Below are 15348 nucleotides of genomic sequence, written 5' to 3'. Positions count from 1 at the left end.
TACTTGAACGATATATTGTCGACATTAAACAGCGCTACCGGAGGCGTCACATGAGTACAACAGGCACACTGGCACAACATCTTGCCAGTACGTTGGGACTAAAAAATTCACCAAACCTTTACTGGAACCAATCCTCCCCGGTTCTATACGAACAAGCACTCAACCGCAGCGAAGGCAAAATCAGCGAAGACGGTGTATTTGTTGCCTATACCGGTACATTTACGGGACGCGCCCCCAACGATAAATTCATTGTCGATGATGCCGGTTCACACGACAAAGTGTGGTGGGGCAAAGTCAATAAAGCCATGACAGAAGCACAATTCGATAAGATTTTAGCGGATGCAGTGCAGTTTTTGGATGGTCGTGAGTTGTTTGTGCAAGACTTACTGGCAGGCGCGAATGAAGCTGACGAATTACCTGTCCGTATCATTACCCAGTACGCATGGCACGCGTTATTTGCCCGTAATATGTTTATTCGCCCTGATGACTTGAACCGCACACTAGGCGTGACTGAGCCTAAATTCACGGTTATTCATGTACCCGATATGCAGGCTGACCCAGAAGCGCATGGCACGCATTCCGGCGCATTTGTATTGCTGAACTTGAGTCGTGGGCTGATTTTGATTGGCGGCACGCATTACGCGGGTGAAATCAAGAAATCCATTTTCTCCGTACTCAACTACTTATTGCCACAGCGCGGTATTATGTCGATGCACGCGTCCGCCAATGTGGGCAAAGCAGGTGACGTTGCGATTCTGTTCGGGCTCTCCGGCACAGGTAAAACCACGTTATCGGCAGACCCTAACCGTTCATTGATCGGTGACGACGAGCACGGTTGGAGCGATGACGGCGTATTCAATCTGGAAGGCGGTTGCTACGCGAAGGTGATTAACCTTTCCGCCGAACAAGAGCCGATGATCTACAAAACCACCAAAACCTTCGGCACGGTGCTGGAAAACGTGGTGATGGATCAAACAACCCGCAAACTGAATCTAGATGACAATAGCTTAACGGAAAATACCCGTGCGAGTTACCCGATCACGCAAATTCCGGGCGCATTGTATCCGGGCAAGGCAGGTAATCCTAAGCACATTATTATGCTGACGTGTGATGCGTTTGGCGTATTGCCACCGATTTCTAAGCTGACCACAGAACAGGCGATGTATCACTTTATTTCCGGTTATACCGCGAAAGTTGCGGGTACGGAAAAGGGTGTCACTGAACCCACCGCTACTTTCAGTACTTGCTTCGGTGCACCGTTCATGGCATTGCACCCATCGGTTTATGCTGACTTGCTGGGCAAAAAGATCAACGAACACGGTGTCTCTTGCTGGCTGGTGAATACTGGCTGGACGGGCGGGGCTTATGGCGTGGGTAAGCGTATGAACATCCACCATACCCGCAGCATGGTCAATGCCGCGCTGAATGGCACATTGGATAGCGTGGAAATGCAGCAAGATGCGATTTTCGGGCTGAACATTCCAACCTCTTGCCCAGACGTACCCTCCGCCGTGCTTGATCCATCCTCTACATGGACGGACAAAGCCGTGTATGCAGTGAAAGCAACTCACTTAGCCTCATTGTTCCACCAGAACTTTGCGCAATACAGCGCAGGGGTGGCTGAAGCTATTTGTGCAGCAGGCCCGTTGCAAGGTCGCGCTTAAAGCCATCACTAAGCCAAGCCGGAGCAAGGTTTCCGGCTTGGCTTACCGTTGACTACCGGATTAGCGTCCCGCTTTCAACTTTGCCCAATAACGCATATAAAGATCTTGAGCATCGCCAATATCACGTTGGAATTCCGCTTTTGCCAACCTCTCAGGGGAAGGGAAAATCGTTGGATTTTCTCGCGTTTCAGTATCCAGCATGGATTTCGCAGTCAAATTGGGCGTAGCGTACCCCAGTTCCTTGACACAACGTACTGCCACTTCTGGGCGCAGCATGTAGTCAATGAACTTGTGCGCATTTTCCGGGTTACTGGCACGCGCTGGAATCACAAAACTATCCATCCAGAAACTAGCTCCTTCCTTGGGGTATACATAGCGGATTGCCGGATTCTTGCTATGGGCAAGTACTGCATCGCCATTCCAGAGCAATCCTAAATCCACCTTCCCGCTTGCGAAAGGTTCATCAGGGTTTGCATCCCCAAGTAAATGAACATTAGGCATCAATTTTTGCAGACGTTCGTAAGCCTGCTTGATTTCCTCTGGAGCAGTAGCATTGGTGGAATGTCCATCCAGACTCAGCGCCATATGAAACACGCTACGCATGTCATCCAGCAGTAATAGTTTGTCACGCCATTGCTTATGCCATAAATCTGACCATGAGGTCACATTAGTGGCGGCTGGGTTGTTGGCGTTAACCCCCAGACCAACACTGCCCCACAAGTAAGGCACGCTCACCTCATTACCCGGGTCATACAGTTTATTGAGCAAATCAGGATCAAGCTGTTTAAAATTGCTAAGCAGTGTCTTATTGAGTGGTTGGAGCAAACCATCTTTGCGTAGCCGCTCCACCATATAAGTAGAGGGAATCAGCACATCATAACCCCGCCCTTTCAATAATTTCAGCTTGGTATACATGATTTCATTGTTTTTGTAGGTCAGGTATTCAACTTTGATACCGGTTTCACGGGTAAAATCTTCCAGTACCCCTTCCGGTATGTAATCTGACCAGTTATAGACAATGACGGTTTCTTCCGCGATGGCTGTGTTACTGCCTGTACCAGCCGCCTGCGCAGGTAACATCAGCACCAGTGTCAGGAATATGCCCAAAATAACGTGTTGCATGGTTAAATTCTAATATTATTGTTTAAGAGTGCAAAAGTAACGGTGGATCGTTTAGCCGTTCTTTAGCGAGTTGCTTGCCCCGGCGGAACTCACGCATGAAATGCTGCTTGGCTGTTACCAGATCAAGATCTTGCAGAGTTCCTCCTGTTGCAAAATGTTGCACAAACACTTTGCCCGTGGCATAAGTCAAACCACCTGCCACTATGCATACACTTGCACCACCTGCAAATGAACCAACACCCGGTAATACTTTAAAGGCACTCCCCAACCCTGCCACAGCCACTACCGGTAACATCCCCAGAATGAAGGAGCGTACTACAGCCTTCTCAATATGGGTATAACGTATGCCATATAACTTAACCAAATCATCCACCATCTTGAACTGGATATTGGTGAGTGCAATCACATCCAACAGTGGCACAGGGATCAATCCCATTGCCATCGCTTGGGCAACATTGGATTTGATGATGCTATCAGCTTTCGCGGCACAAGCAGCCTGCTTTTCAGCGTTCAAACGTACCTGATCAGCCTGTTGAGCCAAAGCAGAATCCGCCTCAATTGGCTGCCAGACATCTTCCCCCTCATCCGCCATCTGTATGCCCCTCCCTCTGACTGACCACTATTGCGGCAATATCTGCCTACTACGTCTTTTGGAACCGTTGATCTCGTCCCTGATGCTGTGTACCAAGCACTTACCCATTGCCAGTTCACGCCGGAAAAATGCTTGTGCCTGTTTTGGATCAAAGTTTTCCAGCGTACCGCCTGCTTCAAAATGCAGGATAAAAGTCTGCCCCACTGCATAAGTCACCGCACCTGCCAATACGCTAAGGCTGGCGCTACCTGCCAATGTGCCGATTCCCGGTATCACTTTGGCAAAACTGCTTAACCCAACGATTGCCAGCACTGGCATTGCCCCGCCTGCGAGGGAAAGCAACATCGACTTGAGGTCTTGATCTCTCACGGGCACACCATAATGCGCACTCAAGCTGCGTAGCATGTTCATTTGCACCGTCGTCAAGGCAGATACATCAAACAGTGGAATGGGTACTAATCCCAAACCCATGCTGGTAATCAGGTGGTTTTTGACAATACTGCTGGCGGTGATTTCTTGCACCTCGGCGGCAACCGCCTCCAATTCCGTGACTGGATCAGTGGGGTGGCTACCGGTAATAACATCGACCGCTTCAACGGTAAGTGGCATGTATCCTGACCTTCAGTTAGCAAACATCGATATTGCTAAAATTTTATCATAATCAAAATAAATATAACGACCGATATGGCTGACTTAACAAAACTTAACAATTCAGTGGCTTTCAACGGGGGGTATTGGCTTGACTCAATTTTGGACAGGCGTTGATAATCCACTCTCACAATACGTTATCCATTTAACACCCTCTACAGGAGAACCTTATGGAAGCAGAAGCAGCAACCGCAGCAGCAGCCGGTTCCAACAGCACCTTAGCAACGATTGGCAATTCACTAGCCAATATGGGCACTACCGCCAAAGTCTTTGCGCTGAGCCACCCGATGGGTATGGCTGTCGCAGGCGGGGCATTGTTGGGTCTAGGGACTTACTACGCCTTTGGCAAGATGTTCGGCAAAAAGAATACAGCCGCACCCGTCATGGCCGCTGCCTGATTTATTCATTCGACACGAATAAGTTAACCCACCCAGAACGCGTGTTTTGGGTGGTTTTTGGTTTTCTGACATCCTGAACTGTTGACAACAAGCCCTTATCCCTTATACCCAAACAGACAGGCATTACCGTGTTGTAACCCCGCAATCCGGTAACAAAAGGACAGAGTGTTACCCTGTGGAAAACAAACCCATCAGCGCCAATGCGCAATTCAAACGCTGGATTAGGCGCAAAGTGCCCCTACTGATTGTTGCGACCCTGCTGACTGCGTTAGTGGTTATTTTCTTTTTTAACCGTATTGTGATCACTATCCACTCCGGTCAAGCGGGCGTGCTCTATCGTCTGTTTGGCGGCGGCACAGAAACCGATACGATTTATCCAGAAGGGATACATATCATCAATCCGTTCAATACCATGTACCTCTACGACGTGCGCAAGCAAATAGCACTACATGAGTTTGATGTTATTACCAACAAGGGATTGAGCATCCACTTGTCACTCGCGGTACGTTACCGTCCTGAATATGAACTGTTGGGTATTCTCCACCAACGTATCGGCCCTGATTACCTGAATCTGGTCATCCTGCCGCAGATCGAATCGGTCATGCGTAAGCAATTAGGCAGTTACACTGCTGAACAAATTTACACGAACGAAGCAGGACTGTTGACGAATGCCATCCTCAGCGCTTTGGATGAGGTAGGGCGTAACTACGTAGCCGTCGAAGACATCATCATCCGTAGCATCACCCTCCCCCCAGAAATCGTCGATGCCATCGAAGACAAACTGAAACAGGAAGAATTCATGAAATCCTATGAATTCCGTCTTAAGACAGCCGAGCAGGAAGCCGCACGGATGGCTATCGAAGCGGGGGGTATCAAAACTTACCACGATACCATCAATAGCTCGTTGACCGAGCAAGTGCTGCGTAGTAAAGGTATTGAAGCTACCGCAAAGCTGGCAGCTTCACCCAACGCCAAAGTTGTGGTAATTGGTTCTGGCAAAGATGGTCTTCCCATCATTCTGGGCGGCGATAATGGCGTTAGTTCCCCCATCCCGGCAACATCAGAAACACTGCCAGCGGATGCCCCCCTCACTGAAACCACAACGCCTGCTGCCCAAGCCGACGGGAAAAAAACCAAGGACAAGGATAAGCAGCCTTCGACCAGCGTACCAAACGAACAAAAACTGACTAATCCCCCTCCTGCGACAGGTGACAAGCCATGAATGCTACCCGCCTGCTAGTATGGCTGATAGTCTGCCTAAACCTTGCGGCGTGTAGCCCTGATTATGAACAGATGGCACAGCAGCGGCTGGATTATGCCCGCCAGAATACAGGGGACATCCACTTCGTGGCGGTACAGGATACCTATAAAAGTAACTACCTGAACGGCGTTCTTCTGGCTGCTGAAGAAATCAATCAGCGTCCTAACAAACTCATGGGGCGTTCCCTGAATGTCAGTATCGAACAGGATGGGGAATCGTTTGATGACACCAAGCCCACCATTCGCCGCATTGCTGCCGATCCCAAAGTGACGGCTGTACTGGGACATCGTAGTTCCAGTATCGCTGTACCCGCCTCGGTCGTTTACGAACGTAGCCAGATCCTATTCATCCCACCCTTTTCGACCGCACAAGAATTAACCGGACATAATTTTCAGTATGTATTCCGTATGATGCCTAATGCAGCCGTCATGACGGAACAGATCGCCAGTGTCGCTCAATACCTTGGCTACAAAAATGTAGTTATTCTTTACGCCCGTGATGACCTTAGCCGTGAACTGGCTTTCCTGTTTGAGGATGCGGCAGTCAAACGGGACATAAAACTGGTGCAAAACTCTTCGTTTTTTGAAAAAGAAGACAATTACCGTCCGTTGATTTCACAATTTACGGGCAAAGACTTTGATGCCGTTTTCATCGCCTCCCCTTCCCAACCGGGCGGCAATATGGTCAAACAACTCCGGGAAATGGGCATCAACAAGCCCATCCTTGGTGGTGATGGCTTCAACCTGCCCGCCTATGCCAAAACCGTAGGAGAAGCGGGACAAAATACCATCGTGCCAGCGGTGTATCGCCCCAATAACCAGAATCCCCGTGATACAGCTTTTATCCAACGTTATAAGGACAAGTATCAGGAAGAGCCTGACTACAACGCTGCCCAAGGTTATGACTCAGTAATGCTGCTCGCAGCCGCCATTGAAAAAGCAGGTTCAACAGTACCAGCCTTGTTATCGTCAACGATGCACTACTTGCCTGCATGGCTTGGGGTTACGGGTTTGTATGCCTATAATGGTGTGGGTGACCTTTATGGCAAACACTTTGTTTTCAACGTCTGGCAGCGCGGCGAATTCCGCCCCTTGCCAGCCATCCACCTACCGTTTCTGCTGGAGCGTTTTGAAAAGCGCCTGAGTGATACGACTACTCCAGTGGAAAATACACGATCAAAGCCCGATCTGCCGCCAGCCACCCCAACGGTCGAGCAAACAACCGTCCTACCGTCTGAGCAGCCAAACAACACGGCGCAATCTGCTAAACAATCAGCGGAAATGCCAAGCGCTCCCGCACAAACACCCACCACAAACACATTAGCGGGACAGACGCAGACCAGTAAGAAGCTCAGTTTCGCTGAAATTTTTAGTACCCCAGTGCACAGCGACGACCATAAAGTTCGCCTATTAGAACTTGCGCAAGCTATGTTTCAGTTCAAACGTATTGGTCTGATTTATGAAGACACCGAAAATGGGCGGCTGGCAGCGGGTTATTCTATCGTCAAACAGATGACGGAACAGAGTGGGGTAAAACTGGTGGGATGCGACATCCCGTTTTCGGCTTTAAGCAAGAATGAAATTGAACGGGAACTGATTGCCTGTTATGGCAAATTATCACTCAATGCCGATGCCTTCTTTATCAGCAACCATGCTGGAATCAACCAAACACTGGTCGGGCGGTTGAACAGTAGCATGACTTTTTTTAAAGTACCTGCCATCTTTATTGGTGAACAAATCGATCTCACCGGAGTGGATATCGTGTTGAACCAACGCACTGATGTCGACCCACAAGGCAGGGGAAATATGGAGGTTTACCGTGATCTGGTACACAATGTAAAAGTACATGAACTGGCTTCGCACTTGGTAGGGATGCCGGAAATTTCTATTAATCTCAGTAGTTTGCAATATCAAGGTTTTTCTGATGCACCTTTTCTGGATCTAGCTCCCGCCACGTTTTTAGATAGTGTTGACGACCATATCCCAACACCTGTTCCTGAAAAAAAGACAGGCAACACGCCATGAAATACCTGATATGTGGTTACTCCATAGTGTTGCTTAGTCTCCTTAGCCTACCTGCTTTTGCAGAATCAACGACACCCAGCGTTGCGGACAAGCCGTCCCTGTATATTGGCATTCCCCCCCAACGACCACCTTACGCTTATCTGGATGCACAAAAGCAAGCGGCTGGTATCTTGGTCGATGCTGTTCAGGCAACCTGCCAATACATGCAGACAAAGTGTGAATTTGTTAGTGGTACGCCCGACCAACTATTGCAGGATTTACAGGCGGTTAAACTGAATGCGCTGCTGGTCGTTGATGCTTTTATTGCCCCAGAAGTAGATAAACTCCAGTTAACGCAACCCCTTTGCAAACCCAAACCTCTGTTTATCCAAAAAGCAGATGCATCCGTGCGCAGCAAGCCGGAAGATTTCCGGGGAGCAAACCTAGGTGTTCTAGAAGGCTCGATTTTCCACATTTATTTGCTGGATGAGTACAGCAGCCAAGCACGTTTAAAAGCTTATCCATTCGCCGATAGTGCGGTGTTTGACTTAGTATTTGGCAGGCTGGATGCCCTATTTGCGGAAGAAGCCATGATCAAGGCACGCATCACGGATACCTCACTGGAAGGCTACCTCCATTTCAAGGTCATTGAAGCTGATCCTAAAACATTACCTGCCACAGCGATGGTACTGGCTTTACGTGAACAGGATACTGACTTGTTCAAGGACATAAATAACGCCCTGCAAGCCACGCTGAAAGGGCAAAACTGCGCACAATTGCTGGCAACACCTACCACTAAATCGACAAAGAAATAACCATTGAGGCTCTGTATGCAAATAACTTACCCATCCCCAGCCCGTCAGTGCCACACTGGGTTTCGGTTTATCCTGTTATGGCTCATACTTTGTCTCCCCCTTAGCGGATTGACCGAAGAAAAAAAAGCCGCCCCTGACCTGCCATCTGCCAGTGCTGAAATCAAAGGCCAAACGGCTGCGCCCGTATCAGGCACGGGGACTCCCGATGCAGCAGCCACTTCCAAAGAACAGGCTCAGTCCAAAATCGAAAATAGCATGGACAACATCGAGATCATCCAACAGACACTGGAATCCCTGCGTACAGAAATTGACAACAGCAAAGAGGATGCCACACTCAACCGCAGTAGCATGGATACCATTAAGAATGGTCTAGAACAGATCGACACCAAGCTCAAGGAAGCCTATTCCGGGCTGGATACCAGCCGCAACAACATTACGTCTAACACCACTGATATTGAAAAGCTGAAAACCGACTTACTGGCACTGAGCCGGGATGTACGCACCAATGCCAGTGACATTTACTCGCAAAAATCCCTGATCGAAGGCAATGCCACCCGTTTGTATGAGATTCTGATCACGATTGCGGATCTGACCAAGCAATTGGAAACACTACAGGGGTCTGAAACCAAAGTAGCCGATCAAAAACAGGAAGAACAAACAACACTCATGAAGAGCCTGAATCGCCTGTGGACATTGCTGGCTATCGTACTGGTTTTCCTGACACCACTGGCTTATGTATTAACCAGTAGCCGCGAGCACTACAAACCCTTGCCAGACGGCACTCCCCAACATCAGGGTGTCCTGTTGGTTTGTCTGGGGGCATTTCTTGGTTATTTCTTGGTTGGATTTGGTTTGATGTTCGGCACATCCGCTGGCGGGTGGATAGGTACATCCAGCTACCTGCTGAGTAATGACGTGGCTGACCCGAACCAAGCGCCGCTATTTCCTTTTGCCGAATTTGTTCTGTATCAGGCTGGGTTTACCATGTTGGCTACCTTGATTATCTATAGCGCTATCGGTAAGCAATTATCCGCCGCATCACACCTTTTGTTGGCAGCCTTTGTCGGCATCATTCTTGTGCCTGTTTTTGGGCATTGGGCGTGGGCAGGGCAATTTATCCCCGGTAACAAAGGCTGGCTGGAGGCCGCCGGTTTTATGGATGCGGCTGGTTCTACCACTATCCATTCAGTAGCAGCATGGTTCGCCTTTGTGTTGGTCTGGAAACTGGGGCGCCAGCATACTGAACAGGCCAGTGCTACCAAAGCCAACGATGACGCTGCCTACTCTTCCAGTGCTGTATTGTTCTTGTGGTTGAGCTGGTTGGGCTTTACCACCGGAACCCTGCCCATTTCTGGCAACCAGATTGGTTCTACCATGCTGAATGTAGTATTGGCTGCCGCTGCTGCTGGTCTAGTGGCTTTCCTGCACTACAGCTTTTTCCATACCGGCAAAGGCATGATTGCACGCGCCTTGGGCGGCTTTGTCACCGGGCTGGTGGCGGTCGCAGCATCAGCACATAGCTTATTATTTATGGAAGCACTGGTCGTCGGTATCAGTGCAGGCTTGATACATAACCTAGCTTTCAGCATGTTACGCAAACAGTTCCTGACGCAAGCATGGCAATCGCGGGCAGCGTATCTGGTAGCCATTCATGGCGTCGGTGGAGTATGGGGTAGTTTATGCGTCGCATTGCTGGGGTCGGAAGGCATGTTTGCCATGCCAAATGTTGCCCTGCTCCTGTATCAGTTACAGGGTATTGCGGTCGGCCTAGTCTACAGCGTGGTATTGGCACAGGCGGCATGGATGCTGCTGGCTTTCCGTCAACGTACACCTATTGTTGCCAACTGATGCAGGCACTCGCGGATAAGGTGCATATCCATCTGTTACAGCCGGATGGGTATGTAGGTGCAGAGGCAGAACACATCCTCAGCCCGGAAGAACACCAACGGGCGCAGGCATTCCGTTTCCCTAAAGATCGGGATTTGTATGTGGCTGCCCACGTTTTCCTGAGACGAGTATTGAGCCGTTATGCCCCGGTCAACCCTGCACAATGGCAGTTCAATCACAATGCCTATGGCAAGCCTGCCATTGCCAACCCCGGCTATGATTGGCTGCAATTTAACCTTTCGCATACGCAGGGGATGGTTGCTTGTGCCGTGGCGCGTGGACGGGCGGTGGGTGTCGATGTAGAAAACATCAAACGCCCCAGTGATTTGCCTGCCTTATGCCAGTATGTATTAACGCCGCTAGAGGCAAACGATGTTCTCTCTGCCCCTTGCCCAAACGCGCAAGCCGACCGTTTTTTCACTTACTGGACTTTGAAAGAAGCGTATATCAAGGCGCGTGGCATGGGTTTACAGTTACCCTTGCAACAGTTTGCTTTCTACCGTTGGAAGACCAGCCGCTGGCATTTATCGTGTGAGCCGGGTTTAGAAGAAGTCGGAAAAAGCTGGCAGTTTGACGCTTACCGGGCTGGAACAAACCATTGCCTTGCCTATTGTGTTCAGGCAGCCGCCGAAGCCAGCCATTGTTCCAGCGCTTTAATCGTGAAAGAAAATTCTTCATCTAACATTGTCTGGAATTCCGCTGTAGCAATAACTGCTATATCTTGTTGACTCACTTTCCTCAATAAAGTCTCAAACTGGCTTGAGCTATACAAACGTGCTGAACTCAATGTTTTATGGGCAACCCGCCCAGCACCTTCCCAATCACCGGCTTGCAAAAGCTGCTGTAAGCTATCCCTTCTCTGACCGATATGTGGCAAAGCGAATGCCAACAATTCAACCGTAGTTGTCATCCCTAAGTTTTCCAGCAGACTATCCAGTACCTCTTCTCTGCCAACGTTTGTCATTTTTGATTATTTCCGACTATTAGTATGGCTTTTAATTATGTCGTTAACTCAGCAAGATGTAAAGTAACTGAACAGTCCCCCCTTACCCAAACGCACTAAATTTGCGACACTCCCCCGATGACCCAACAACTGAAAGACCACAGCCTCAAACAGCTTAACAGCCAGTACCTTGCCAAGCTCACGCCGGAGGAACTGCTGCACCTGTCGACCAAGTTGTTGCATGACCTGAAAGAAGCGCGGGAACAGATCAACCAAAACTCCAACAACTCCTCCAAACCACCCAGCAGCGGTTTCCCGTGGGAAACGTCACCCAAAACGGTGGCTTTGCCCGAAACAGAAGGGGTGGGTGCAGCCAGAGGAAAGCCAACCCCGGAACCAGAAGCTGTGGCGGGCACAAAGCCAGCCCAACCAGCCAAACGCAAAGCGGGTAAACAACCCGGCGCACCGGGTTATGGTCGGGTATGGCATCCGCCCATCAATGCAGACGAACACCATTACCCCAGCCGATGTGAAGCCTGTGGCAGGTCCCTGGATGCGGCTGTCTCCCGTATTTATACCGCCTATGACAGTGTGGACATCCAGTTTGGCACGGATGGGAACCCCGGACTGACCGTCATCACCACCCGCCACCACCTTCACGATAGCGTATGCACCTGCGGTCATGTGAGCCGCCATATCCCGCATCGCCAAGCTCCCGACCCGTTATACCCGGAGGTTGATGTGGGCGAGTGGCGGCTGATTGGGGGCAATCTGGCGGCACTTATTGTCCACCTACGGCTGCGCTCACGCTTGTCACTGCGTGGCACACAAGAACTGTTGCGGGAGGTGTTGGGCATTCCCCTAAGTGTCGGGGTGTTGCAGCAATGTTTTGAGGAAGCAGCCGCGAGTGCTTCTCCATTGGAAGATGCCTTGGTGGAAGGGCTGTTGGCAGAAGCCACCGCTGACGGCGGGGTGCTGTATATTGATGAAACCTCTTGGAAAGAGCGTGGCGAAGCCCTGTGGCTATGGACATTCGTCACCACCCTCAGCGTTTGTTTCTACGTAGGGCAGCGCACCATTGAAATGCTCGACAACGTGATTAGCCCCCACTTTGGGGGCTGGCTGATGAGTGATGGCTATGCCGCTTACCGCCACCACCCCAAACGCTTGCGTTGCTGGGCGCACCTGATCCGCAAAGCCCGTGGGCTGGCAGAATCACTGGACAAAGACGGGCGGACGTTTGGCAACTTCACCCTCGCTTGGCTGAGGGTATTACAGGACGACATTTACGCTTGGCGGGCAGCAGGCGGCACGGTGGGGACGCAAACCGACGTGATCCGTCAACGCCATCAGGCAAAACTCCTGGAATTCAGGGCATTATGCTTGATCCATGCCGTATCTGCCCATGACAAGACGGCGGCACTGGCGAAAGAGTTCATCAATGATTGGGATGCCATTTTCCGAATCCTTGACCACCCGTGGCTTCCCTTGACCAATAATGAGGCTGAGCGGGCGTTGCGCCATTGGGTGATCCTGCGCAAAACCAACCATGGCACAAAGAGTGCTACGGGGAGCCGTGCGTTTGCCATGCTGGCCAGCATCATCGGTACTTGCCGCAAACGTGGACAGTCTGCCTTGGCTTATCTTGCCAGTGTTATTACCGCTGCCCGCGCTGGCTTTGCCCTGCCCGCTTTACCGCAAGGGGTGGGGATGTGATCAATTACGATGTAAACGGTAGCCTTTTCCCCTGACTGTGCGAATGTACTGTGGGGTTGCGGGATTAGTTTCAATCTTTTTACGCAGTTTATTGATATGTATATCAATACTGCGATCAAGCGGGTTATGGCTAGTACCTTTTACCTGCGCCATGATGTCATCACGGCTGACCGGAGCACCACTGTTTATGTAGAGTAATTTAAGAATACTGGTTTCCAGCAAAGTCAGTTTAATCTCCTTATGCCCATTGACGATGGTACAAGCATGAGTATCCAATTCCAGTTCCCCGATACGGAGCAGCGTACTGTTGCTTTTGGGTTGAGTACTACCGAGGATGTTCTCAATCCTGAGCAACAGCTCCTTACACTGAAAAGGTTTGACCAGATAATCGCGTGCACCTTGCTCCAGACCCGCTAAGCGATCATGTTCGTTACTTCTGACAGAAGCCATAATGACCGGAATGTGGGGATGGTATTGCCGTAACCATTTAAGCCAATAAAAACCGTCTTTGCTGGGCAATTCCACATCCAACACAATCAAATCTGTCCGGACACTACTAAGCACTCCGGGTAAATGACTTCCATCCAGCAGACTCTCAGTTTCATACTGTGCACGATCCAGATATTTCTGCAAAAAACTCTGTAAAATTTCATCATCATCGACAATCAGCAGTTTTCTCATTGCATGTTTTTGCAACATAGTCATAACAGCACTTTATTTTTACTTGAAGGGACGTATGAATAAAAATAACAAGGTGGGGAATCCTTAACTATCTATTCAATCATAGAGTATGCACACTCATAAGGTGATCAGATGACGACCTTTTTTCAACTAACCGCGCTATACTACTACACATTTTGCTAATTTTTTATTAGAAAATTCGAGAACTGCATTGATATGGTTACTAATTGATCTGTATCAATCATTTTCTTATATTTAAAAGGGATATTACACGCGTTGAATATATAAACAACCCGATTTTAATTGGGTGAAAGGAAAAACTTTATCCCCCGTTTGCTTATTGATGGATTTAGGCTTTTTTAACAGACTGTATTGGCGGACAACCCCTTCACCTTCCAAAACTTTACCTTCCACCAGTACCGTATCACCGTTTCTTATCACCACCACATCGCCTTCCTGTATCTCGCGTAGTGATGCTTCAATTTCTGCACCATCCCGTAAAATCCACATTTTGGCAAAGCGCGGATCCATGGTACGGGAAAGACCAATATCAGCGATATTACCCGCCTGCAATAGCAGCTTACGCGAACCAAATATCAACAAAAACATGACCGATGCTGTGGTTGCCTGCCCTGTCACCAATGAACCTGCCAAAGCGATACTTTCAAAAACAGTCATGGGTGACTTGCGCCCAGCCGCATCCGTATGCCGAATGAGCTTAGTAAAGTGATAAGCGTTGTATCCCAACAAAGGAATACTCAGCAAAGTAGCGGGTGGATAAAACCATGAACCAGACGCAGCAAATGCCAGACTGTACCAAGCAACCTTTTGGTAATGATGCAACTCGCCAACATCATCGAATGCCTTGTCCGCTTGATGTGTGGGCAATGTTGCCTGTGCTGTACCCGTCGTCGGATCAGGCAAACCTAAGGGTGAATTTACAAATACTTTACCCTGCTGATGCTCACGCCACATGGCTCGAACGACCCCCGCTGCTAGCAAAGGGAGAAGAAAAGGTAGGTGGATCATTAGCCGTACTCCTTATAATTGCATCTCACATGGCTACCATCACCCTGCAAGGTATTCTTAACCATCTGAGCGACCTTCAACAACAAGGTAGGGTTAGTATTCAGGTAAGCCAATGTTTGTGTTGATTCAACTGGCATCGCCACGGCCTGACAAGGTGTTTCCCTTGCTTCATGGCAACCCGCTGGCGGATTCAGCAAAATCAGCTGACGTACTGGGAATAGTTTAGCCAATTGTAACGCCACTTCAGCATTCAAGTCTGCCGCTACAACACTAAATGGCTGGGAATCAAAACAGGCATCAATAATATCGGTCGCCTGATTCAAGTATTCTTGTCGATACGGATCGAGTGATTCCTCATAGAAATCAAACGCACAGGATGAGATTGAATGTTTCTCAAACAAAACATGCCGTAAGAGCAAAAAACTGCTGCGCCTTTCTTTCCCGCCTCCATAAAGACAAAGCACTTCTGGTGGTTCTTGATTCCCTTTGGGCAACAGATCCCCATGCAGATAGGTACTGTTGTATTCAATGAAGAATGGTTCTAGCCTCGACCTTGGCTCGGTCAATCCACGCACAATGATTATCCCCT

General features: G+C 49.4%; 14 protein-coding genes. 8 read left to right on the top strand and 6 right to left on the bottom strand.

Going from position 1 to position 15348, the window contains the following annotated elements; genetic code table 11:
• Positions 1-50: 50 nt before the first annotated feature.
• Complete coding sequence (gene pckA / locus J1836_RS20385) at positions 51-1664, top strand: phosphoenolpyruvate carboxykinase (ATP) (protein WP_207252973.1); 1614 nt, start codon at positions 51-53, stop codon at positions 1662-1664.
• Positions 1665-1724: 60 nt separating this feature from the next.
• Here pckA and J1836_RS20380 read toward each other — a convergent pair whose 3' ends face one another.
• The 3 genes from J1836_RS20380 to J1836_RS20370 are packed head-to-tail and all read right to left on the bottom strand — an operon-like array spanning position 1725 to position 3987.
• On the bottom strand, positions 1725-2786 hold the full coding sequence (locus J1836_RS20380) for an extracellular solute-binding protein (protein WP_242632937.1): 1062 nt from the start codon (positions 2784-2786) through the stop codon (positions 1725-1727).
• 22 nt (positions 2787-2808) lie between these two features.
• Positions 2809-3378, bottom strand: coding sequence for a YcjF family protein (locus J1836_RS20375; RefSeq protein WP_207252972.1), 570 nt, complete (start codon positions 3376-3378; stop codon positions 2809-2811).
• A gap of 27 nt (positions 3379-3405) precedes the next feature.
• Positions 3406-3987 carry a YcjF family protein gene (locus tag J1836_RS20370; RefSeq protein ID WP_207252971.1) on the bottom strand — a complete coding sequence of 194 codons (582 nt, stop codon included), beginning with the start codon at positions 3985-3987 and terminating at the stop codon, positions 3406-3408.
• Between the two features lie 209 nt (positions 3988-4196).
• Here J1836_RS20370 and J1836_RS20365 point away from each other — a divergent pair, with 209 nt between their 5' ends.
• The 7 genes from J1836_RS20365 (at position 4197) to tnpC (ending at position 13049) form a co-directional block, all read left to right on the top strand.
• Complete coding sequence (locus J1836_RS20365; RefSeq protein ID WP_207252970.1) at positions 4197-4424, top strand: hypothetical protein; 228 nt, start codon at positions 4197-4199, stop codon at positions 4422-4424.
• 175 nt (positions 4425-4599) lie between these two features.
• Positions 4600-5646 carry a prohibitin family protein gene (locus tag J1836_RS20360; protein ID WP_207252969.1) on the top strand — a complete coding sequence of 349 codons (1047 nt, stop codon included), beginning with the start codon at positions 4600-4602 and terminating at the stop codon, positions 5644-5646.
• Positions 5643-7709, top strand: coding sequence for an ABC transporter substrate-binding protein (locus J1836_RS20355; RefSeq protein WP_207252968.1), 2067 nt, complete (start codon positions 5643-5645; stop codon positions 7707-7709). The genes J1836_RS20360 and J1836_RS20355 overlap by 4 nt, the downstream gene beginning before the upstream one ends.
• Complete coding sequence (locus tag J1836_RS20350) at positions 7706-8503, top strand: substrate-binding periplasmic protein (protein WP_207252967.1); 798 nt, start codon at positions 7706-7708, stop codon at positions 8501-8503. Before J1836_RS20355 ends, J1836_RS20350 begins: the two co-directional genes overlap by 4 nt.
• 108 nt (positions 8504-8611) lie before the next feature.
• The gene (locus tag J1836_RS20345) at positions 8612-10351 is read left to right on the top strand and encodes a hypothetical protein (RefSeq protein ID WP_207252966.1); all 1740 of its coding nucleotides are present in this window, start codon (positions 8612-8614) and stop codon (positions 10349-10351) included.
• Positions 10303-11118: a 4'-phosphopantetheinyl transferase family protein gene (locus tag J1836_RS20340; protein ID WP_207252965.1), complete on the top strand. Its 816-nt coding sequence runs from the start codon at positions 10303-10305 to the stop codon at positions 11116-11118. Before J1836_RS20345 ends, J1836_RS20340 begins: the two co-directional genes overlap by 49 nt.
• A 353-nt stretch (positions 11119-11471) precedes the next feature.
• Complete coding sequence (tnpC, locus tag J1836_RS20335) at positions 11472-13049, top strand: IS66 family transposase (protein ID WP_242632653.1); 1578 nt, start codon at positions 11472-11474, stop codon at positions 13047-13049.
• On the opposite strand, the gene J1836_RS20330 is transcribed toward tnpC, so the two are convergent.
• The 3 genes from J1836_RS20330 to J1836_RS20320 all read right to left on the bottom strand — a co-directional run bounded on the left by J1836_RS20330 (position 13050) and on the right by J1836_RS20320 (position 15334).
• A complete protein-coding gene (locus J1836_RS20330) occupies positions 13050-13754 on the bottom strand; it encodes a response regulator transcription factor (RefSeq protein ID WP_207252964.1) in 705 nt (234 codons plus the stop codon).
• A gap of 243 nt (positions 13755-13997) precedes the next feature.
• A complete protein-coding gene (locus J1836_RS20325; RefSeq protein ID WP_207252963.1) occupies positions 13998-14759 on the bottom strand; it encodes a P-type ATPase actuator domain-containing protein in 762 nt (253 codons plus the stop codon).
• Positions 14759-15334 (bottom strand): alpha/beta hydrolase family protein, encoded by a 576-nt coding sequence (locus J1836_RS20320; protein WP_207252962.1) that lies wholly within the window; start codon positions 15332-15334, stop codon positions 14759-14761. Before J1836_RS20320 ends, J1836_RS20325 begins: the two co-directional genes overlap by 1 nt.
• Positions 15335-15348: the final 14 nt, after the last annotated feature.

It is taken from the genome of Thiothrix fructosivorans, assembly GCF_017349355.1.
Taxonomy (GTDB): domain Bacteria; phylum Pseudomonadota; class Gammaproteobacteria; order Thiotrichales; family Thiotrichaceae; genus Thiothrix; species Thiothrix fructosivorans.
This window is presented reverse-complemented; position numbering and strand designations above follow the sequence as displayed.

What these genes read in the sequence shown, in the direction of transcription:
- J1836_RS20380 (WP_242632937.1), bottom strand. Translation starts at nt 2,786, where the DNA reads ATGCAACACGTTATTTTGGGCATATTCCTGACACTGGTGCTGATGTTA.
- tnpC (WP_242632653.1), top strand. Translation starts at nt 11,472, where the DNA reads ATGACCCAACAACTGAAAGACCACAGCCTCAAACAGCTTAACAGCCAG.
- J1836_RS20325 (WP_207252963.1), bottom strand. Translation starts at nt 14,759, where the DNA reads ATGATCCACCTACCTTTTCTTCTCCCTTTGCTAGCAGCGGGGGTCGTT.
- J1836_RS20370 (WP_207252971.1), bottom strand. Translation starts at nt 3,987, where the DNA reads ATGCCACTTACCGTTGAAGCGGTCGATGTTATTACCGGTAGCCACCCC.
- J1836_RS20365 (WP_207252970.1), top strand. Translation starts at nt 4,197, where the DNA reads ATGGAAGCAGAAGCAGCAACCGCAGCAGCAGCCGGTTCCAACAGCACC.
- J1836_RS20355 (WP_207252968.1), top strand. Translation starts at nt 5,643, where the DNA reads ATGAATGCTACCCGCCTGCTAGTATGGCTGATAGTCTGCCTAAACCTT.
- J1836_RS20340 (WP_207252965.1), top strand. Translation starts at nt 10,303, where the DNA reads ATGGATGCTGCTGGCTTTCCGTCAACGTACACCTATTGTTGCCAACTG.
- J1836_RS20350 (WP_207252967.1), top strand. Translation starts at nt 7,706, where the DNA reads ATGAAATACCTGATATGTGGTTACTCCATAGTGTTGCTTAGTCTCCTT.
- J1836_RS20330 (WP_207252964.1), bottom strand. Translation starts at nt 13,754, where the DNA reads ATGACTATGTTGCAAAAACATGCAATGAGAAAACTGCTGATTGTCGAT.
- pckA (WP_207252973.1), top strand. Translation starts at nt 51, where the DNA reads ATGAGTACAACAGGCACACTGGCACAACATCTTGCCAGTACGTTGGGA.
- J1836_RS20375 (WP_207252972.1), bottom strand. Translation starts at nt 3,378, where the DNA reads ATGGCGGATGAGGGGGAAGATGTCTGGCAGCCAATTGAGGCGGATTCT.